This window comes from Allobosea sp. (assembly GCF_035944895.1).
Classification (GTDB): domain Bacteria; phylum Pseudomonadota; class Alphaproteobacteria; order Rhizobiales; family Beijerinckiaceae; genus Allobosea.
The window spans coordinates 1-19315 of sequence record NZ_DASZAT010000006.1 but is presented as its reverse complement, the minus strand read 5'-3'; the positions used below and the strand labels follow the sequence as shown (position 1 = coordinate 19315).

Genomic DNA, 19315 nt, shown 5'->3' with positions numbered 1-19315 from the left:
GGCTGTCAGGCCCGGATCTTCACATTCCGTGCCAGGAAATCGATGAAGGCCCGCATCCGCGCCGGCACGAAGCCGCCCTGCCCGAGATAGACGGCGTGGATGACCTCGATATCGCCGGCGTTGAAGTCCTCCAGCACCGTGACGAGCCGCCCTGCGGCGACCTCGGCCTGGGTATGAAAGCGCCCCAGCCGCGCAAGGCCAACGCCAGCAACAGCGAGCTGGCGCGCGATCTCGCCGTCGCCAACCTGGGTGTTACCGACCGCGGCGATCGAGATCAGCGTGCCGTCGACGCGAAACGGCCAGCCCTCGACCGACCTAGCGAAATTGAAGCCGATCAAGTTGTGCTTCACCAACTCGGCCGGCGTCTTTGGCTCGCCATGGCGGGCGAGATAATCGGGCGAGGCGACGACCGCGACGGCGCTCTCACCGATCTTGCGCGCCATCAGCTGGTTACCGCGCAAGGGCCCGGGTCCAACCCGGATCGCGATATCCGCCCGCTCCTCGATCAGGTCGACCACCTGGTCGGTGAAGACGAGATCGACCGAGAGCTCGGGATGCTCGGCCAGGAAAGCCGGCACCAGCGGCAGCAGAACCTGATTGCCGAAGGCGACATTGGCGTTGACCCGCACCCGCCCGCGCGGCGCCTTGCCCGCCGCCGCCTCGCATTCCGCCTCGGCGATGTCGGAGAGGATGGTGACGCAGCGCTGGTGGAAAGCCTGCCCTTCCGCCGTCAATTGCAGCTTGCGCGTCGAGCGATTGACCAATCTGGCGCCGAGCCGCGCCTCCAATCTCGTGACCAGCTTGCTGACGGCAGACGGCGTCATCCCGAACAGCTTGGCCGCGGCGGAGAAACCGCCGCGCTCGACCACGGCCGCGAACACTTCCATCTCGCCGGAACGGTTGCTGAGCAAGGCTGCCATGGTGAACTCAAGTCACAAGTGATGTTACGAGCGGCATCCTAGTTCAAATCACCGCATTGCACCATCTGGCTGGGGATCATCCCCTTTCGCCTGGCGCGGAGCCTCCCATGCCCATTGCCGTCTATGCCCTCACTGCCGGTGCCTTCGGCATCGGCACCACCGAATTCGTCATCATGGGCCTGCTGCTGCAGGTTGCCGCCGACCTGCAGGTCTCGGTCGCGATGACCGGCCTGCTGATCTCCGGCTATGCGCTCGGCGTCTTCGTCGGCGCGCCCGTCCTGACCCTCGCCACCCGCAAGCTGCCGCGCAAGCAGGTGCTGATCCTGCTGATGGCGATCTTCACCCTCGGCAACATCGCCTGTGCGCTCGCGCCGAGCTACGGGCTTCTGATGGCGGCGCGCATTGTCACCTCGCTGGCGCATGGCACCTTCTTCGGCGTCGGCTCGGTCGTCGCAACCAGCCTCGTCCCCGAGGACAAGAAGGCCTCGGCCATCGCCGTGATGTTCACCGGCCTCACCATCGCGACCCTGCTCGGCGTGCCCGCCGGCGCCTGGCTCGGCCTGCATTTTGGCTGGCGCGCCACCTTCTGGACCATCGCCGTGATCGGTGTCGTCGCCATGCTGGTGCTCGCCCGCCTCGTCCCGGCCGACAAGGGCAAGGTCGAGGTCGCGCCGCTGCGTCAGGAACTCGCCACCCTCGCCGACCCGCAGGTGCTGCTCGGCCTCGCCATGACGGTGCTCGGCTTCGGCGGTGTCTTCGCGGTCTTCACCTATATCCAGCCGATCCTGGTCGAGATCACCGGCTTCTCGCAGGAAGCGGTCTCGCCGATCTTGCTGCTCTTCGGCCTCGGCCTGATCGTCGGCAACATGCTCGGCGGCAAGCTCGCCGACCGCAACCTGCCGGTTGCCCTGCTCGCGACCACCGCAACGCTCGCTATCGTGCTCTTCGCGATGACCGCGACGCTGCGCTCGCCCGTCGCGGTCACGGTCTTCGTCGGCCTGATCGGCGCTGCTGCCTTCGCCACCGTCGCTCCCTTGCAGATGCGCGTGCTCGACAAGGCGGGACCTGCCGGGCGTAACCTCGCCTCCAGCCTCAACATCGCCGCCTTCAACCTCGGCAATGCCTTTGGCGCCTGGCTCGGCGGCGTCACCATCGAGCATGGCCCGGGGCTCGGCGCCGTGACCTGGGTCGCTGCCTTGGTGCCGCTGGCGAGCCTGGTGCTGGCGGTGATCAGCCTGCGCCTCGACAAGCGCCCGCAGACGGCGCTCCAGACCGCATCGGCCTCCTGCCAGCAGTGAACGTCATCAAAGGTTTAGAACAAGGAATTCGACCATGGACTACAGATATCTCGGCCGCTCCGGCCTCAAGGTTCCCGCCCTCAGCTTCGGCGCCGGCACCTTCGGCGGCCAGGGCCCGCTCTTCAGCAACTGGGGCACCAGCGACGCCAGGGAAGCGACCCGCCTCGTCGACATCTGCCTGGAAGCAGGCGTCAATCTGTTCGACACCGCCGATGTCTATTCGAACGGCGCCTCCGAGGAGGTGCTCGGTGCGGCGATCAAGGGTCGGCGCGACAAGGTCCTGGTCTCGACCAAGATGAGCTTGCCTATGGGCGACGGCCCCAATGAGGCCGGCTCATCGCGCAGCCGGCTGATCGACGGCACCGAGGCCGCGCTGCGCCGGCTCGGCAGCGATCATATCGACCTGCTCCAGCTCCACGCCTTCGACGCCTTCACCCCGATCGAGGAGGTGCTCTCGACGCTCGACGCGCTGGTCCGTGCCGGCAAGATCCGCCAGGTCGGCGTCTCCAACTTCGCCGGCTGGCAATTGATGAAGTCGCTGGCGCTCGCCGAGAAGCACGGCTTCCCGCGCTATGTCGCCCATCAAGTCTATTATTCTCTGGTCGGCCGCGACTATGAGTTCGACCTGATGCCGCTCGGCCTCGACCAGGGCGTCGGCGCGCTCGTCTGGAGCCCGCTCGGCTGGGGCCGCCTCACCGGCAAGATCAGGCGCGGGCAGAAGCTGCCCGAAGGCAGCCGCCTGCACCAGACCGCCGATTTCGGCCCGCCGGTCGATGACGAGAAGCTCTACGACATCGTCGACGTGCTCGATGCGCTCGCCGAGGAAACCGGCAAGACCGTTCCGCAGATCGCGATCAACTGGCTGGTGCAGCGCCCGACCGTCGCCTCGGTGATCATCGGCGCCCGCAACGAGCAGCAATTGCGCGACAATCTCGGCGCCGTCGGCTGGGCTCTGACGCCAGAGCAGATCGTAAGGCTCGACAAGGCAAGCGCCACCGTTCCGCCCTATCCGGCCTTCCCTTATCATCGCCAGGAAGGCTTCGCCCGGCTCAATCCGCCGGTCGTTTAGGCCTCAAAACCCTTTCTTGGTCATCCCGGACGCAGCGAAGCGGAGATCCGGGATCCATGCCAGAGCATCTCCGAAAGAGGTTCCGGAATGGGTCCCGGGTCGGGCTTCGCCCGCCCGGGACGACCTGGTTTGAAGAAACATCGACGCAGCTTGATTTTTTTGCTCCGCGATTGTCGGCTGCCGGCCCGGCCGATCGTCCTTGGCCTGAACCGGAGCGCCGCGCATGCACTACGCCATCCTTTGCTATCATTCCGAAGAGGTCGTCACGGCCTGGACGAAGGAGCAGAACGAGGAGGTCATGGGCCGCCTCGAAAAGATCCGCCAGCGCATCGCCAAGGAAGGCAAGCTCGGCCCGGTCGCCCGCCTGCTGCCGACCACGGCGGCGACGACGCTGCGCAAGGATCGCGATCCGCCGCTGATCATCGACGGCCCCTTCGCCGAGACCAAGGAGCAGTTCCTCGGCTTCTACATCGTCGACGTCGCCGATCTCGACGAGGCGCTCGGGATCGCGCGCGAGCTCGGCGAGGCCAATCCGGGCGGTGCCTTCGAGGTCCGCCCGCTCGCCGTCTACTATCCGGCCGGAGTCTGACCATGGCCGAGATCGCCTGGATCCATGCGGCGCTGACCTCGGCGCGCCCTCAGGCGATCAGCGCCCTGCTCCGCTATTTCCGCGATCTCGACATCGCCGAGGAGGCCTATCAGGAGGCCTGCCTCCGTGCGCTCCGGACCTGGCCGCAGAACGGCCCGCCGCGCGATCCTGCCGCCTGGCTGATCTTCGTCGGCCGCAATGTCGCGCTCGACCAGGTCAGACGGCAGAAGAAGCAGGAAGCCCTGCCGGACGAGGACAGGCTCTCCGATCTCGGCGACGCCGAGAGCGAAGTCGCCGAGCGGCTCGACGGCGGCCATTACCGCGACGACATCCTGCGGCTGCTCTTCATCTGCTGCCATCCCGACTTGCCGGCGACGCAGCAGGTGGCGCTCGCCTTGCGCATCGTCTCGGGTCTCAGCGTCAAGCAGATCGCCCGCGCCTTCCTCGTCGGCGAAAGCGCGATGGAGCAGCGCATCACCCGGGCCAAGGCCCGCGTCGCCGCTGCGAACGTGCCGTTCGAGACGCCCGGCCCGGTCGAGCGCGCCGAACGCCTCGCGGCGGTGGCGGCAATGCTCTACCTCGTCTTCAACGAGGGCTATTCGGCCAGTGGCGCCGAGGCAGATCGTCGCCGGCCGTTCAGCGAAGAAGCCATCCGCCTGACGCGGCTGCTGCTGCGCCTGTTCCAGACCGAGCCCGAGATCATGGGCCTGTTGGCACTCATGCTGCTCCAGCACGCTCGCACAGCCGCGCGGCTCGACGCCGACGGCCAGATTGTCCTGCTCGACGATCAGGATCGCAGCCTCTGGGACCGCCAGATGATCGCTGAGGGTCTGGCGCTGATCGACAAGGCGATGCGCCATCGCAGGCCCGGTCCCTACCAGATCCAGGCGGGGATCGCCGGCGTTCACAGCCGCGCGGCGCAGCCGGACGAGACCGACTGGGCCCAGATCGACATCCTCTACGCCACGCTGGAGCACATCCAGCCCTCGCCGGTGATCACGCTCAACCGCGCCGTCGCCGTCGCCAAGCTGCGTGGGCCCGAAGCTGCGCTCGCCATGGTCGAACCGCTGGAACAGCAGCTCTCGGGCTATTTCTACTTCTTCGGCTTCAAGGGCTGGCTGCTGATGCAGCTCGGCCGCGACCGCGAGGCCCGCACCACCTTCGACCGCGCCATCTCGCTCGCCGGCTCCGCCAGTGAAGCCGCCCATATCCGCCAGCATATCGACCGGCTGATGCGCGAGAGCGGGCAGGTCGCAGCCGGCTGAGGACCGCGACAGAGCAGCGTTGAAGATTTTTTCGGTGCCGTGTCGGCACCACGCCCGCCCGTTCGTCCTTGCCTCAAAGGGGCGACGAGCGGACGACGCTGGCTTGATGCAGCCAGAGCCGAAAACTCGTCAATCACAACCGCTTGCTTCTGGATCCTGAGTTTCGGGATCGGAAGCGGCCAGTGCAGCGAGGAGACCGGCCATGTCGCATATCACCGTCAGCAAGGAAGACTGGATCGCCGCCCGCAAGGCCCTGCTCGTCAAGGAGAAGGAGCTGACGCGCCAGCGCGATGCGATCGCCGCCGAGCGCCGCGCCCTGCCGCGCATCCGGATCGAGAAGGAATACGTCTTCGACACGCCCGCCGGGAAGCAGACACTCGCCGACCTGTTCCGCGGCCGCAGCCAGCTTATCGTCAAGCACTTCATGCTGGCTCCCGGCCAGTTGGAAGGCTGCGTCGGCTGCTCCTTCGAGTCCGACCATGTCGACGGTGTGCTCAGGCATCTCGAACGCCATGACGTCGCCTATGTCGCGGTGGCGCGCGCGCCGCTCGCCGAGATCGAGGCCTATAAGCGCCGCATGGGCTGGCGCTTCCATTGGGTCTCGTCCCATGGCAGCGATTTCAACTACGATTTCGACGTCTCCTACACGCCGGAACAGCTCGCCAACGCCTTCTACAATTTCGAGACGATCGCCTCGCCGCTGGAGGACCTCTCCGGCCATACCGTCTTCGAGAAGGATGCGGACGGAGTGATCTACCAGACCTATTCGACCTTCGGCCGCGGCGCCGAGGAGGTGCTCGGCACCTACATGTATCTCGACCTGACGCCGAAGGGCCGCAACGAGACCGGCCCGGCCGGCAACCTCACCGACTGGGTTCGCCCGCACGATCGCTACGACACCCCCGGCAAGACCGACATGACCGGCCGCTGGCGCGAGGAGCCGGCTACGTCCTGCTGCCATGCTCCAGCGGTCGGCCAAGGGTAGCCACCGCGGGCGTTAGCTCGCGCTGGCGCCTTCGCTCTCCAGGCTGAGCGCGAGCTTGCGCAGCAGCGCTGCAAGCTCGGCCTGCTCGCGTGTGTTCAAACCTGCGAGCAGGCGCTTCTCCAGCTCCATGTCCTCACGGAAGGCGACCTCGGCCTTGGCGTGGCCGGCCTCGGTCAGTTCGACCAGGAGACTGCGCTTGTCCTCCTCCGCCGCGTGCCGCCGGATCAGTCCGGCTGCCTCCAGGCGGTTGAGGCGAGCCGTGAGCCCGCCCGAGGAGATCATCAGCGTGCGGTAGAGTTCGGTCGGCGTCAGCCGCCAGGGGGCGCCGGAGCGTCGCAGGGTCGAGATCACGTCGAACTCGCCGGCATCGAGACCGTGCCTCGCGAAAACCGCCTCGATCCCAGGCCGCAGCCGCAAGGTGATCCGGCGCGCCCGGCCGATCACCGCCATGGGCGAGGTATCCAGTTCCGGTAGCTCGTGCTGCCACTGCTCGCGCAAGCGATCGATATGGTCGCCGCCCTGCCCCGCTTCAACGCTCATCCCAACCTCCGCTGAATCTCGTGACGAGCACCATGAATATATCTTGACACCAAGACAATATCAAAACTATCTTGCTGACAAGATAACTACCGAAGCGACAGCGCGAAAAAAACTCACTCGCCCTGTCGGAACGTCCGGGCCGCCAACGTCCTTGTGGCAGATCACCGGATACGCCGGCCCCGAACCTCAGACGAAACCCTGCCAACACGACCTCGGAGTTCGACAATGTCCCAGCCAGCAGAAGCCATCCAGCCGCAAGCTCAGCCTGCGACTCTGGGCGGCATCGTCGCCTATCTCAGCGTCGATGGCGCGGTGAAGGCCTCGGAGTTCTACCAGAAGGCCTTTGGCGCGCAGGAAGTGGCGCGCATGCCGGTCGACGAGAAGGGCCGGACCATGCACGTTCACCTTTATGTCAATGACGGCTCGCTGATGCTGAGCGATCCCTATCCGGAGCACGGCTACGGTTGGGAGAAGCCGCAGGGCTTCACCCTGACCATGCGGGTCGACGATATCGACTTCTGGTGGAAGCGCGGCGTCGAGGCCGGCATGGAGGTCGTCACCCCGGTCGAGCTGATGTTCTGGGGCGAGCATTACGGCCAGTACCGCGATCCGTTCGGCGTGCTCTGGGCCCTCGTCTCGGCCGCCAGGTAAGCATCGGCGCCGGGCAGCCGGCGCCATCCACATCGTCATTGGCTTTCCGTTCGGCTGCTTTCGCAGCCGGGTCGGCGGAGCTTTGCCCAATCGGAGCCTTCCATGCAGTCCGACGCCTCGACCAACACACCCTCGGGACAGCTCTGGACCGGCCGCATCATGAGCGGCCTCGTCGTCGCCTTCCTGATTTTCGACGGCGGCATCAAGCTCGCGCCGCTCGCCATCGTCACCGAGACGATGCAGCAGCTCGGCTACTCCGGCTCGCCGGAGCTGGCGCGCGGGCTCGGCGTGATGACGCTCGTCATAGCGCTGCTCTACGCGCTGCCACGCACCTCGATCCTCGGCGCCATCCTGCTGACCGGCCTGCTCGGCGGCGCCATGGCGACGCATCTGCGCGTCGGCAGCCCGCTCTTCAGCCATCTCCTCTTCGGCCTCTATCTCGGCCTCTTGGCCTGGGGCGGCCTTTATCTGCGCGATGCACGGCTGCGCCGCCTGATCCCCGTCCGTCTCGACGCCTGACCCCCACCCCCCCAACACAGGAGAGTGCCATGCTCACATACATCGCCATCGCCGTGCTCGCCCTTGTCGCCGGCCTCCTCATTGTCGCCGCACGCAAGCCCGATGTTTTCCAGGTCAGCCGTTCCGCGACGATCCGGGCGACGCCCGAGCGCATCTTTGCCTTGCTCGCGGACTTCCAGGAATGGGGCGCCTGGTCGCCCTATGAGAAGAAGGATCCGGCGATGAAGCGCAGCTTCAAGGGCGCGACCTCCGGCGTCGGCGCCGTCTACGTCTTCGACGGCAACAAGCAGGCCGGCACCGGCGAGCTTACGATCGTCGAGGTCCAGGCGCCGGTGAAGCTCGCCGTCACGCTCGACATGACCAAGCCGATGGCCTGCCACAACCTGATCACCTTCACCCTTGCCCCGGCAGAGGGCGGCACGCTGGTGACCTGGCACATGCAGGGCGCCTGCCCGTTCATGGGCAAGGTCATGGGCACGATCTTCAACATGGACCGCATGGTCGGCGGCGATTTCGAAAAGGGCCTGGCCGCCCTCAAGCAGGCCACCGAGCGGCCGCAGCTGGTTGCTGCCGCGGCCTGACCTCAGCGCATTCGACTGTTCACCCCAGAGAAGCCAAGCAAAGGAGGAAGTGCCATGACCAACGCAGCAGAACTCGACAAGCGGCAGGCCGGCGACCTGTCCGGTTGCATGCCGTCGAAGCCCCAGGCGGAGCATGACTGGCTCCACCAGCTCATCGGCGAATGGACCTATGAGACCGAGTGCATGATGGGGCCGGACCAGCCGCCGATGAAGTCTTCGGGCACGCAATCCTACTCGTCCATCGGCGGGCTCTGGCTCGTCGGCGACGGCACCGGCGCCATGCCAGACGGCAGCCCGGCGACGACCCGGATCACGCTCGGCTACGATCCGCTCAAGGAACGCTATGTCGGCTCCTTCGTCGGCTCGATGATGAGCGGTCAGTGGGTCTACTCCGGCACCCGCAGCGCCGACGGCAAAGTGCTGACCCTCGACACCGAGGGGCCCGATTTCACCAAGCCCGGCAAGACGGCGGCCTATCAGGACATCGTCGAGATCAAGGGGCCGGACCATCATGTCCTGTCCTCGCGCGCCAAGGGCGAGGATGGCCAGTGGGTCCAGTTCATGACGGCGCATTACCGCCGGGTGAAATGACAGCCCGGCGCCGACACGGCTGAAGACTTTCGAGGGCGCAGAGCAACCAGCTCCGCGCCCTCGCGCTTGACCCGCACGCGCGTTCGGGGGCATGTGCAAGCCCTAAAGAAACTGGGTTGGGGACGGCCTAGAGGCGATGCGCATCCTGCTGATCGACAATTACGACAGCTTCACCTGGAACCTGGTCCACCTGATCGGCGGGCTCGGGGCTGAGGTCGATGTGCGCCGCAACGACACGCTCTCCGTCGATGACGCTCTCGCCGGCGACCATGACGCGATCGTGCTCTCGCCCGGCCCCTGCACCCCGAACGAAGCCGGCATCTGCCTCGATCTCGTCCGCCAGGGCGCTGACCGGAAGCCGATCTTCGGCGTCTGCCTGGGCTTGCAGACGATCGGCCAGGTCTTCGGCGGCGAGGTCGTGCGCGCGCCCCTGCCGATGCACGGCAAGGTCTCGACCATCACCCATCGGGCCCGCGGCCTGTTCCATGGCATCAACGGCCCGCTCGAGGCGACGCGCTATCATTCGCTTGTGGTTCGCCGCGAGAGCTGCCCGGCCGAGCTTTCGATCGAGGCCGAATCCGGCGACGGCATGATCATGGCGCTGTCGCATCGCGACCTGCCGGTCCACGGCGTGCAGTTCCACCCCGAGAGCATCGCCTCGGAGCACGGGGGGACGATCCTGCGCAATTTCCTCGATCTCGCCGAGCGATGGTCGCGCCAGACTCAAAAAACCGCCCTTTCCGCGACAGCCTGATCGATCGAGTTCCCATGGACGACTTCAAACCCTTCATCGCCAAGGTCGCGACCGGCGCCTCGCTGTCGCGCGAGGAGGCTCGTGACGCCTTCGAATCCATGCTCTCCGGCGAGGTCACGAATGCGCAGGCTGCCGCCTTCCTGATGGCGCTGCGCGTGCGCGGCGAGACCACCGAGGAGATCGCCGGCGCGGTCACCGCCATGCGTTCGCGCATGATCACTGTCGAGGCTCCGGCCGACGCGATCGACATCGTCGGCACCGGCGGCGATGCGTCGGGCTCCTATAATGTCTCGACCCTGGCCTCGATCATCGTCGCGGCCTGCGGCGTGCCAGTCGCCAAGCATGGCAACCGCGCGGCATCCTCGCGCTCGGGCGCGGCAGACGTCCTGACCGCGCTCGGCGTCAAGGTCGGGCTGGAATCGGCGGGCACCGAGCGCTGCATCGCCGAGGCTGGCGTCGGCTTCATGTTCGCGCCGACCCACCATGCCTCGATGCGCCATGTCGCGCCGGTGCGGACCGAGCTCGGCACCCGCACGATCTTCAATCTGGTCGGCCCGCTCTCCAACCCGGCCGGCGTGAAGAAGCAGCTCATCGGCGCCTTCTCCGAGACCTGGCTCGAGCCGATGGTCAAGGTGCTGCAGTCGCTGGGATCGACGACGGTCTGGGCCGTGCACGGCTCCGACGGCCTCGACGAGATCACCACGACAGGCCCGACCCGCGTGATCGCGCTGAAGGACGGCAAGATCGAGAGCTTCAACATCGCGCCCGAGGATGTCGGGATCTCCCGCGCGAGGCCCGAGGATCTGCGCGGCGGCGAGCCGGCGCAGAACGCGCAGGCGCTGCAGGACGTGCTCGGCGGCGCAAAAAGCGCCTTCCGCGACATCGCCGCCTTCAACGCCGCCGCTGCGCTCGTCGTCGCCGGCAAGGCCGCAGCGCTCGGCGAGGGGCTGGCGCAGGCCTATGCGGTGCTGGACAACGGCAAGGCCAAGGCCGCGCTCGCGGCTCTCGTCGCCAGCTCCAATGCGTGAGGCCATCCATGTCCGATATTCTCAAGCGGATCGAGGCCTATAAGCGCGAGGAGATCGCGGCGGCCCGCGCCGCCGTGCCGCAGGCCGAGATCGAAAAGCGCGCCGCGGCGCAAGCTGCCCCGCGCGACTTCATCGGCGCGCTCGAAGCGAAGCACCGCGCCGGCGGCCCGGCCCTGATCGCCGAGATCAAGAAGGCCTCGCCCTCCAAGGGCCTGATCCGCGCCGATTTCGACCCGCCAGCGCTGGCAAAAGCCTATGCCGCTGGCGGCGCGGCCTGCCTCTCGGTGCTCACAGACACGCCCTCCTTCCAGGGCCGGCCGGAATACCTCGCCGAAGCCCGCGCCGCCTCCGGCCTGCCGGGTCTGCGCAAGGACTTCATGTTCGAGCCCTACCAGGTCTTCGAAGCCCGGAGCTGGGGCGCCGACTGCATCCTGATCATCATGGCCTCGCTCGACGATGCCGCCGCGCGCGAACTCGTCGCGACGGCGAAAGCACTTGGCATGGCCGCGCTCGCCGAGGTCCATGACGAGGCCGAGCTCGACAGGGCGCTGACGCTCGACACCAGGCTGGTCGGCATCAACAACCGCGACCTGCGTTCTTTCGAGCTCAACCTCGCCGTCACCGAGCGGCTGGCGCCGCGCGTGCCGAAGGACCGCCTGCTGGTCGGTGAAAGCGGCATCTTCACTCATGCCGATATCGCCCGCCTGCAGGCCTGCGGCGTCAACACCTTCCTGGTCGGCGAGAGCCTGATGCGCCAGGCCGACGTGACGGCCGCGACGCGCGAGCTTCTGACGGGCAAGACGGCCGAGGCCGCGGCGTGAGCCGCCTCACCCATCTCGACCAGAAGGGCGAAGCCCATATGGTCGATGTCGGCGACAAGGCCGAGACCGTCCGCACGGCCATCGCCGAAGGCCACGTGGTGATGCAAGCCGGGACGCTGGCGATCGTCCGCGACGGCGAGGCCAAGAAGGGCGACGTGCTCGGCACCGCCCGCCTCGCCGGCATCATGGCCGCCAAGCGCGCGCATGAACTGATCCCGCTCTGCCACCCGCTGCTCCTGAGCAAGATCTCCGTGGACCTGTCGATCGACGAGGCCCTGCCCGGCGTGCGCGTCCGCGCCGAGGTCAAGCTCACCGGCAAGACCGGCGTCGAGATGGAAGCGCTGACTGCCGTCAGCGTCGCCTGCCTCACCGTCTACGACATGGTGAAGGCGGTCGATCGCGCCATGCATATCGAAGGTATCAGACTCGTGCATAAATCCGGCGGCAAGTCCGGAACCTACGAGATCGCAGGACCATAGGCATGAGCCTCACCCCCGTCCCGGTCGCGCTCAAGGCGCTGCTCGACAGCGTGCCCGGCCCGACCAAGGTCAAGACGCTGCCGCTGGCGCAATGCGCCGGCCGCGTGCTGGCTGCGGATGTCGCGGCGCTCCGGACCCAGCCGCCCTTCGCCAATTCGGCCATGGACGGCTATGCCGCCCGCGCGGCCGATCTGGAGCCGGGCAAGGAGCTCAAGGTCATCGGCGAATCCGCCGCTGGCCGCGGCTTTCCCGGCCCCGTCGGCCCAAGCGAAACAGTCCGCATCTTCACCGGCGCGCCGATCCCCGATGGCGCCGACGCGATCCTGATCCAGGAGCATGCCGAGGGCGTCGGCGGTCCGGTCATCCGCGTCACCAGGCGGGCGAGCAAAGGCCAGTTCATCCGCCCGGCCGGGCTCGATTTCGAGACCGGCGAGGTCCTGCTCAAGGCCGGCCGCCGGCTCGACAGCGCCGCACTCGGCCTGGCCGCCGCGGCCGGCCATCCGACGCTTTCGGTCCGCCGCAAGCCGCTGGTCGCGATCCTCGCCACCGGCGACGAGCTCGTCCTGCCGGGCGAGCCTGTCGGCCCCGACCAGATCGTCGCCTCGAACAGCTTCGCCCTCGCCGCTCTGATCGAGCAGGTTGGCGGCACTGCGCTCGACCTCGGCATCGCCCGCGACAACCACCCCGACCTGGCCGCCAAGATCGAGGCGGCACGCAACGCCGGCGCCGATGTTCTGATCACCCTCGGCGGCGCCTCGGTCGGCGAGCACGATCTCGTCCAGGCGGCGCTGAAGGCGCAAGGCATGGCGCTCGGCTTCTGGAAGATCGCGATGCGCCCGGGTAAGCCGATGATGATGGGCCGGCTCGGGCCCATGGTTGCACTTGGCCTTCCCGGCAACCCGGTCTCCTCGATCGTCTGCGGCCATCTCTTCGCCATGCCGCTGGTCGAGGCCCTGCTCGGCATCGCCGATCCCGAGCGCGACCGCAGCGAGCCCGCCATTCTCGCGGCCGACCTGCCGGCCAACGACGAGCGCCAGGACTATCTGCGCGCCACCATCGAGACGGTCGATGGCGAACAGCGGGTCCGGCCCTTCGCCAAGCAGGATTCCTCGATGCTGGCGAACCTGTCGCGGGCGGAGGCCCTGGTGATCCGACCCGCCTTTGCCGAAGCGGCCAAGGCAGGCGATCCCTGCCGCATCATCCGGTTGCGCTAAGTCATTCACCTTAGGAGAGGAAGCGCCTTGCGGAACACAAGGCGAACAGTTATGGTGTTCGTGCTTTGTTTCGATTCTAGCCCGAGAGGCGAGCGGCGCGACCATGCTGACACGCAAACAGTTCGAACTGCTCCGCTTCATCCATGAGCGCCTGCGTGAATCCGGCGTGCCGCCCTCCTTCGACGAGATGAAGGACGCGCTCGACCTGCGCTCCAAGTCCGGCATCCATCGCTTGATCATGGCGCTTGAGGAACGCGGCTTCATTCGCCGGCTTCCGAACCGGGCGCGCGCGCTCGAAGTCATCAAGATGCCGGACGGCATCGGCGGGCCGCAGGCACAGCGCGGCCGCTTCAGCCCCTCCGTCGTCCAGGGCGGCCTCGGCCAGACCCCGCCTGCCTCCGCCCCGGCGGCCACTCTGGCAAAGCCGCGCCCGCCGGCTGAAGAGAACGGGCGTTCGACGGTTTCCATTCCCGTCATGGGCCGCATCGCCGCCGGCACACCGATCTCGGCGATACAGGATCGCAGCCACAGTGTCTCGATGCCCGCCGACATGCTCGGCGGCGGCGAGCATTACGCCCTCGAAGTCCGCGGCGATTCGATGATCGAGGCCGGTATCCTCGACGGCGATACCGTCGTGATCCGCAAGCAGGACACCGCCAATACCGGCGACATCATCGTCGCCTTGATCGACGATGAGGAAGCGACGCTGAAGCGTCTGCGCAAGCGCGGCTCCTCGATCGCGCTCGAAGCCGCCAACCCCGCCTATGAGACGCGTGTGCTCGGGCCCGACCGGGTTAAGATCCAGGGTCGCCTGGTCAATCTGATGCGGCGCTACTGAGGCGCCTCGGCGTCCTGTGCCGGCTCCGAAGTTGCAGCTGCAGTTGGCGGCGCAGGAGCGGGTTCTGGCGCCGGCCTCGGTTCCGGTCGCGCGCGAGTCCATGGACGCAGGCGTGAGACGTCGTCGGCCGTATAGGCGCGCCAGCCGCCGCGAGCCGTGTGATACGCGGTCGCGCCGTCGCGGATGAGCGCGCTGCGGTCGATCAGGCGGGCAGCGCAAGGGGCCGTCCAGTAGAGCGACGTCACCACGAGATCGGCGCGCTGGCAATCCTCGACCAGGGCGATGCGGTCGCGCGTATAGGCAACCGAGCGGCCATCCGGCAGGCGGATGACGCAACCGCGCGCATCGCAGGCAGCGCCATTGCGCAACGCTGCATCGTCCGGGGCGCGTGAATCGCCATCGGCATGCAGCCATTGCGTCAGCACGAAGCGGCTCGGCTTGCCGGCCAGCACCATCTTGCCCTCCGACCCGCGCACCAGTACTCCGGAGCCGTCGCGCTCGATCAGGATGTCAGGCCGCGACGGCGCCGAGGCCAGCGCCAGCCCGCCGACCAAGGGCAGCGCGGCCAGGAAGCGCAGCGCCGTCGTCCACAAGGTCAGCCAGAGCAGCGACAGCGAGAACAGGATCAGGGCGGTCGAGCCGAAAGCCGGCAGCACCACGGTCGAGCGGTCGATGCCGGCGACCCAATGGGCGAGCTGGAGCACATAGCCAGAGGCCCAGCCCATCAGCGCCCAGGCCGGCCAGTCGAGCCCGAACGGATAGGCGAGCACGCCGAAGACCGCGGCCGGCATCACGATCAGCGAGACGAAGGGCAGCGCCAGCGCGTTGCCGAGCAGGCCGAACGGGTTGAAGGTCTGGAAATGGTAGACGCCGTAAGGCGCCGTCGCCGCGGTCGCTACCATGGTGGTGGTCAGGATGCCAACCGCCGAGAGCCAGAGCGGCCGCAGCGGCCAGGGCCATGCAGCCGCCGCGGCATCGGGCGCCCGCTCCTGCCAGCGCTCGGCGAAGGCGATCAGCGCCGCCACCGCCCCGAACGACATCTGGAAGCTCGGCCCGAGCAGCGCTTCCGGCTCGCGCAGCAGCACGATGATCGCGGACAGAGCGAGATTGCGCATCGAGAGCGCCGGCCGGTCGACCAGGATCGCCCCGAGCATGACCAGCGTCATGATCAGCGAGCGCTCGGTCGCCACATCGGCGCCGGAGAAGATGCAATAGGCGGTGGCGCCGAGCATGGCGGCAAGCGCCGCGAGCTTCTTCACCGGCCAGTGCAGCGCCGCCGTCTGCGACAGCGCGAGCAAGGCCCGCACCAGCCAGAAGATCGTGCCGGCAGCGAGCACCATATGCAGGCCCGAGATCGAGACGATGTGGTAGATGCCGGCGGCGCGCAGGTCGTTGTTGGTCGCTTCGCTGATCAGCCCGCGCTTGCCGGTGACGAGGGCGGCCGCCATCGCCCCCGCCTGCCCGCCGCCGCTGGTCGCAATGCGTTCGGTCAGCGCGTTGCGGGCCTGATCGATCGCGACCGCCAGGGCGAGCCGGCGCGGCATCGGGGTCGGGGCCGGCGCGAGCACGATCTTGCCGGCGATGTTGCCGACGGCGCCGATGCCCTGGAAGAAGGCATCGCGGGCGAAATCATAGCCGCCGGGCCGAGCCGGACCGGGCGGCGGCAACAGGCGCGCGGTCGCGCTGATATGGTCGCCGGGCTTCAGCGTCGTCACCGGCGTGGTGACGCGCACCCGCCGCGGCCGCTGCGCCGGCTCGACACCAGGCAGGTCGGTGACCTGGATGACGATGCGTACGCCCTTCTCGCGCTGCTCCAGCGTCTCGACGAAGCCGGTGAGCTTGCCGACATGGTTCCTGGCAAGCGCCGGCGCCGCAATGTTTGCCGTTCGCCAGGTCGCGGCCGTAAAGCCGGCAAACGCCGCCGCGACCGCAATGCAGGCTGCCATGACGGCACGGCGCTGCCGCATCAGCATCGCGGCGAGCGAGGACAGCATCAGTCCAGCCAAAGGCGCGGCCAGACCAGGCTCGCGATCGGCCAGGAAGTAGAACAGCACGCCGGCGCCCATGCAGACCGGCAGCCAATTGAACAGGCGGCGGCGCTCGATCTCGGTTTCGAGCACCTCGCGGAGGCGCCCGCCCCAATCGGGCAGGAAAGCAGATAATGGCTGGGCAAAATGGGCGGCACGCCGCAAGCGCGCAGGCAGAGCCAGCACGCCCACCCTGCTACGGCGCTGTTCTGGCCCGTAGGAGAGCATTCGTCCCCCGTCGCGGCCACGCGAGGATCGCGCCCCCTCCCCGCAGGAGGCTCTTAACGGCAGCCGGCAAGCCATGTTACAGCGACGGCGCCGGATGTCAGCCCCGGCCGAGGCCCGTATCCCAGTCGCCCTCGCCTCACGCTTACCCGTTCCGCCGGAGCCTCCTTTCATGAGTGACACGGTCGTCACGCGCTTCGCGCCGTCGCCTACCGGATTCCTGCACATTGGCGGCGCCCGCACGGCGCTGTTCAACTGGCTCTATGCCCGCCGTCATGGCGGCAAGATGCTGCTGCGCATCGAGGACACCGACCGCGAACGCTCCACAGAGGGCGCGATCGCCGCGATCCTCGACGGCCTCGCCTGGCTCGGCCTCGATTGGGACGGGCAGACGGTCTACCAGTTCCAGCGCGCCGCCCGCCATCGCGAGGTCGCCGAGCAGATGCTCGCCGCCGGCAAGGCCTATTACTGCTATGCGACGCCGCAGGAGCTCGAGGAGATGCGCGAGAAGGCGCGCGCCGAGGGCAAGCCGCTGCGCTATGACGGGCGCTGGCGCGACCGCGACCCGGCGACGGCGCCGGAGGGCGTCAAGCCGGTGATCCGGCTCAAGGCCGAGCAGACCGGCGAGACCGTGGTCGAGGACGAGGTCCAGGGCCGCGTCGTCTGGCAGAACGAGAATCTCGACGATCTCGTGCTGCTGCGCTCGGACGGCAACCCGACCTACATGCTCGCCGTCGTCGTCGATGATCACGACATGGGCGTCACCCATATCATCCGCGGCGACGACCACCTGACCAATGCCGCCCGCCAGACGCAGATATACCGGGCGCTCGGCTGGACGGTTCCCAGCATGTCGCACATCCCGCTGATCCACGGCGCGGATGGCGCCAAGCTGTCGAAGCGGCATGGCGCGCTCGGCATCGATGCCTATCGCTCGATGGGCTATCTGCCGGTTGCCCTGCGCAACTATCTGCTGCGTCTCGGCTGGAGCCATGGCGACCAGGAGATCTTCTCTCCCGAGGAGATGGTCTCGCTGTTCAACCTGTCCTCGATCGGCCGCTCGCCGGCCCGCTTCGACTACGCCAAGCTCGAGAACCTCAATGGCCTCTATATGCGCCAGTCGGAGGATCACGAATTGATGACCGCGCTGAAGGCGATCTGGTCGGAGATCGGCCCGCCGCGCGGCATCGGCACGGAGCCTGCTCCGGAGCTGGAGGCCAAGCTGATGGCGGCGATGCCCGGCCTGAAGGACCGCGCCAAGACGCTGATCGAGCTGATCGACAGCGCCTCTTATCTCTATGCCCAGCGCCCGCTGGCCCTGGAGCCCAAGGCAGCGGCCCTGCTCGACGAGGCAGCGCGCCAGCGCCTGCCGAAACTGGCGGAAAAGCTCTCGGCGGTCTCGGATTGGGCACCGCCGCCGCTGGAGAGCGCGATCCGCGATTTCGCCGAGGAGAGCGGCGTCAAGCTCGGCCAGGTGGCGCAGCCCCTGCGCGCAGCGCTGACCGGCAAGACCACATCGCCCGGCCTGTTCGACGTGATGGCGGTGCTCGGCCGCGACGAGGTGCTTGCGCGCCTCGCCGACGCGGCCTGATGCGTCGGAAAGGCTAATGACCGCTCGGTTGAACCCCTCGCGGAATTGGTCTAGCAACGCGCTGCGGACCGGCTGCTCCCGCTGCCGGTCCGGCATAAAAAATGCTTCAAAATCAGTTCGATGAACCCTGCCCGCCTGGACGTCCCGACATTCCCGTCATGGAGCCGTCATTGTGGGACGTTCGGATGACGCCGGAACGCGACACGCAGCCGGTGCCCCCGTTCGACCGGGCACATGACTGAAGAACGAGCCTGAAAGGATCGGACCCATGAGCGGAAATACCAGCCAGTTGGCTGTCGAAGGCAAGACCGTCGACATGCCGGTCAAAGCGGGTTCGATCGGGCCGTCGGTCATCGATATCAGCAAGCTCTACGGCCAGACCGGGATGTTCACCTACGATCCCGGCTTCACGTCGACCGCCAGCTGCGAGTCGCAGATCACCTATATCGATGGCGACGAGGGCGTCCTGCTCCATCGCGGCTACCCGATCGAGCAGCTTGCCGAGCACGGCGACTTCCTCGAGACCTGCTATCTCCTGCTTTACGGCGAGCTGCCGACGGCGGCGCAGAAGGCTGACTTCGACTATCGCGTCACGCGCCACACCATGGTGCACGAGCAGATGGCCCGCTTCTTCCAGGGCTTCCGCCGCGATGCGCACCCGATGGCCGTGATGGTCGCCTCGGTCGGCGCCATGTCGGCCTTCTATCACGACTCGACCGACATCTCCGATCCGCAGCAGCGCATGATCGCTTCGATGCGGATGATCGCGAAGATGCCGACGCTGGCGGCGATGGCCTACAAGTACACGATCGGCCAGCCCTTCGTGTACCCGCTCAACTCGCTGGACTACACCTCGAACTTCCTGCGCATGTGCTTCGCCGTGCCGGCCGAGGACTACAAGGTCAATCCGGTTCTCTCGCGCGCGATGGACCGCATCTTCACCTTGCACGCCGACCATGAGCAGAACGCTTCGACCTCGACGGTCCGGCTCGCCGGCTCGTCCGGCGCGAACCCCTTCGCCTGCATCGCCGCCGGCGTCGCTTGCCTGTGGGGCCCGGCGCATGGCGGCGCCAACGAGGCGGCGCTGAAAATGCTCGAGGAGATCGGCAGCGTCGACAACATCCCGAAATACATCGCCAAGGCCAAGGACAAGAACGATCCGTTCCGCCTGATGGGCTTCGGTCACCGGGTCTACAAGAACTACGATCCGCGCGCCAAGATCATGCAGAAGACGACGCATGAGGTCCTGGCCGAGCTCGGCGTCAAGGACGATCCGCTGCTCGACGTCGCCATGGAGCTCGAGCGCATCGCCCTGCACGACGAGTACTTC

At 67.5% G+C, this 19315-nt stretch carries 20 protein-coding genes; 17 read left to right on the top strand and 3 right to left on the bottom strand.

Annotation, left to right across the window (positions count from 1 at the left end; translation table 11 throughout):
* Positions 1-5: 5 nt before the first annotated feature.
* A complete protein-coding gene (locus VGV58_RS08675) occupies positions 6-920 on the bottom strand; it encodes a LysR family transcriptional regulator (RefSeq protein WP_326873617.1) in 915 nt (304 codons plus the stop codon).
* Between the two features lie 107 nt (positions 921-1027).
* Between VGV58_RS08675 and VGV58_RS08670 the strand changes: the two genes are divergently transcribed.
* The 5 genes from VGV58_RS08670 (at position 1028) to VGV58_RS08650 (ending at position 6126) form a co-directional block, all read left to right on the top strand.
* Entirely contained in the window at positions 1028-2218 is a 1191-nt protein-coding gene (locus VGV58_RS08670; RefSeq protein WP_326873616.1) for an MFS transporter, read from the top strand.
* 34 nt (positions 2219-2252) lie between these two features.
* Entirely contained in the window at positions 2253-3287 is a 1035-nt protein-coding gene (locus tag VGV58_RS08665) for an aldo/keto reductase (RefSeq protein ID WP_326873615.1), read from the top strand.
* Between the two features lie 223 nt (positions 3288-3510).
* The gene (locus tag VGV58_RS08660; protein WP_326873614.1) at positions 3511-3876 is read left to right on the top strand and encodes a YciI family protein; all 366 of its coding nucleotides are present in this window, start codon (positions 3511-3513) and stop codon (positions 3874-3876) included.
* A 2-nt stretch (positions 3877-3878) separates the two neighbouring features.
* Positions 3879-5141, top strand: a complete 1263-nt coding sequence (locus tag VGV58_RS08655) for an RNA polymerase sigma factor (protein ID WP_326873613.1) — start codon at positions 3879-3881, stop codon at positions 5139-5141.
* 202 nt (positions 5142-5343) lie between these two features.
* Complete coding sequence (locus tag VGV58_RS08650) at positions 5344-6126, top strand: DUF899 domain-containing protein (RefSeq protein WP_326873612.1); 783 nt, start codon at positions 5344-5346, stop codon at positions 6124-6126.
* A gap of 12 nt (positions 6127-6138) precedes the next feature.
* Here the strand turns inward: VGV58_RS08650 and VGV58_RS08645 are convergent, their stop codons facing one another.
* Positions 6139-6666, bottom strand: coding sequence for a MarR family winged helix-turn-helix transcriptional regulator (locus tag VGV58_RS08645; RefSeq protein ID WP_326873611.1), 528 nt, complete (start codon positions 6664-6666; stop codon positions 6139-6141).
* A 225-nt stretch (positions 6667-6891) separates the two neighbouring features.
* On the opposite strand from VGV58_RS08645, the gene VGV58_RS08640 reads away from it, so the two are divergent.
* The 10 genes from VGV58_RS08640 to lexA all read left to right on the top strand — a co-directional run bounded on the left by VGV58_RS08640 (position 6892) and on the right by lexA (position 14142).
* The gene (locus VGV58_RS08640; protein WP_326873610.1) at positions 6892-7317 is read left to right on the top strand and encodes a VOC family protein; all 426 of its coding nucleotides are present in this window, start codon (positions 6892-6894) and stop codon (positions 7315-7317) included.
* 102 nt (positions 7318-7419) lie between these two features.
* The gene (locus tag VGV58_RS08635; RefSeq protein WP_326873609.1) at positions 7420-7836 is read left to right on the top strand and encodes a DoxX family protein; all 417 of its coding nucleotides are present in this window, start codon (positions 7420-7422) and stop codon (positions 7834-7836) included.
* Between the two features lie 29 nt (positions 7837-7865).
* Positions 7866-8417: an SRPBCC family protein gene (locus VGV58_RS08630; protein ID WP_326873608.1), complete on the top strand. Its 552-nt coding sequence runs from the start codon at positions 7866-7868 to the stop codon at positions 8415-8417.
* Between the two features lie 54 nt (positions 8418-8471).
* Positions 8472-9008, top strand: coding sequence for a DUF1579 domain-containing protein (locus VGV58_RS08625; RefSeq protein ID WP_326873607.1), 537 nt, complete (start codon positions 8472-8474; stop codon positions 9006-9008).
* 136 nt (positions 9009-9144) lie between these two features.
* Positions 9145-9762: an anthranilate synthase component II gene (locus tag VGV58_RS08620; protein ID WP_326873606.1), complete on the top strand. Its 618-nt coding sequence runs from the start codon at positions 9145-9147 to the stop codon at positions 9760-9762.
* A 14-nt stretch (positions 9763-9776) separates the two neighbouring features.
* Entirely contained in the window at positions 9777-10790 is a 1014-nt protein-coding gene (gene trpD / locus VGV58_RS08615) for an anthranilate phosphoribosyltransferase (protein ID WP_326873605.1), read from the top strand.
* 8 nt (positions 10791-10798) lie between these two features.
* Positions 10799-11611: an indole-3-glycerol phosphate synthase TrpC gene (gene trpC, locus VGV58_RS08610; protein WP_326873604.1), complete on the top strand. Its 813-nt coding sequence runs from the start codon at positions 10799-10801 to the stop codon at positions 11609-11611.
* On the top strand, positions 11608-12090 hold the full coding sequence (moaC, locus tag VGV58_RS08605; protein WP_326873603.1) for a cyclic pyranopterin monophosphate synthase MoaC: 483 nt from the start codon (positions 11608-11610) through the stop codon (positions 12088-12090). Before trpC ends, moaC begins: the two co-directional genes overlap by 4 nt.
* A gap of 2 nt (positions 12091-12092) precedes the next feature.
* Positions 12093-13304 (top strand): molybdopterin molybdotransferase MoeA, encoded by a 1212-nt coding sequence (locus VGV58_RS08600; protein ID WP_326873602.1) that lies wholly within the window; start codon positions 12093-12095, stop codon positions 13302-13304.
* Positions 13305-13407: 103 nt separating this feature from the next.
* On the top strand, positions 13408-14142 hold the full coding sequence (gene lexA / locus VGV58_RS08595; protein WP_326873601.1) for a transcriptional repressor LexA: 735 nt from the start codon (positions 13408-13410) through the stop codon (positions 14140-14142).
* On the opposite strand, the gene VGV58_RS08590 is transcribed toward lexA, so the two are convergent.
* Positions 14136-16355, bottom strand: coding sequence for a ComEC/Rec2 family competence protein (locus tag VGV58_RS08590; protein WP_326873600.1), 2220 nt, complete (start codon positions 16353-16355; stop codon positions 14136-14138). The genes lexA and VGV58_RS08590 overlap by 7 nt on opposite strands.
* Positions 16356-16566: 211 nt before the next feature.
* On the opposite strand from VGV58_RS08590, the gene gltX reads away from it, so the two are divergent.
* Together gltX and gltA are read left to right on the top strand one after the other, a co-directional pair.
* Entirely contained in the window at positions 16567-17985 is a 1419-nt protein-coding gene (gene gltX, locus VGV58_RS08585; protein WP_326873599.1) for a glutamate--tRNA ligase, read from the top strand.
* Positions 17986-18253: 268 nt separating this feature from the next.
* On the top strand, positions 18254-19315 hold a 1062-nt coding region (gene gltA, locus VGV58_RS08580), incomplete at its 3' end, for a citrate synthase (protein ID WP_326873598.1).

Coding starts and splice junctions, on each gene's coding strand:
- VGV58_RS08630 (WP_326873608.1), top strand. CDS start 7,866: ATGCTCACATACATCGCCATCGCCGTGCTCGCCCTTGTCGCCGGCCTC.
- VGV58_RS08655 (WP_326873613.1), top strand. CDS start 3,879: ATGGCCGAGATCGCCTGGATCCATGCGGCGCTGACCTCGGCGCGCCCT.
- VGV58_RS08640 (WP_326873610.1), top strand. CDS start 6,892: ATGTCCCAGCCAGCAGAAGCCATCCAGCCGCAAGCTCAGCCTGCGACT.
- trpC (WP_326873604.1), top strand. CDS start 10,799: ATGTCCGATATTCTCAAGCGGATCGAGGCCTATAAGCGCGAGGAGATC.
- VGV58_RS08670 (WP_326873616.1), top strand. CDS start 1,028: ATGCCCATTGCCGTCTATGCCCTCACTGCCGGTGCCTTCGGCATCGGC.
- VGV58_RS08645 (WP_326873611.1), bottom strand. CDS start 6,666: ATGAGCGTTGAAGCGGGGCAGGGCGGCGACCATATCGATCGCTTGCGC.
- VGV58_RS08675 (WP_326873617.1), bottom strand. CDS start 920: ATGGCAGCCTTGCTCAGCAACCGTTCCGGCGAGATGGAAGTGTTCGCG.
- VGV58_RS08650 (WP_326873612.1), top strand. CDS start 5,344: ATGTCGCATATCACCGTCAGCAAGGAAGACTGGATCGCCGCCCGCAAG.
- VGV58_RS08660 (WP_326873614.1), top strand. CDS start 3,511: ATGCACTACGCCATCCTTTGCTATCATTCCGAAGAGGTCGTCACGGCC.
- VGV58_RS08635 (WP_326873609.1), top strand. CDS start 7,420: ATGCAGTCCGACGCCTCGACCAACACACCCTCGGGACAGCTCTGGACC.
- VGV58_RS08665 (WP_326873615.1), top strand. CDS start 2,253: ATGGACTACAGATATCTCGGCCGCTCCGGCCTCAAGGTTCCCGCCCTC.
- trpD (WP_326873605.1), top strand. CDS start 9,777: ATGGACGACTTCAAACCCTTCATCGCCAAGGTCGCGACCGGCGCCTCG.
- lexA (WP_326873601.1), top strand. CDS start 13,408: ATGCTGACACGCAAACAGTTCGAACTGCTCCGCTTCATCCATGAGCGC.
- gltX (WP_326873599.1), top strand. CDS start 16,567: ATGAGTGACACGGTCGTCACGCGCTTCGCGCCGTCGCCTACCGGATTC.
- VGV58_RS08620 (WP_326873606.1), top strand. CDS start 9,145: ATGCGCATCCTGCTGATCGACAATTACGACAGCTTCACCTGGAACCTG.
- VGV58_RS08600 (WP_326873602.1), top strand. CDS start 12,093: ATGAGCCTCACCCCCGTCCCGGTCGCGCTCAAGGCGCTGCTCGACAGC.
- VGV58_RS08625 (WP_326873607.1), top strand. CDS start 8,472: ATGACCAACGCAGCAGAACTCGACAAGCGGCAGGCCGGCGACCTGTCC.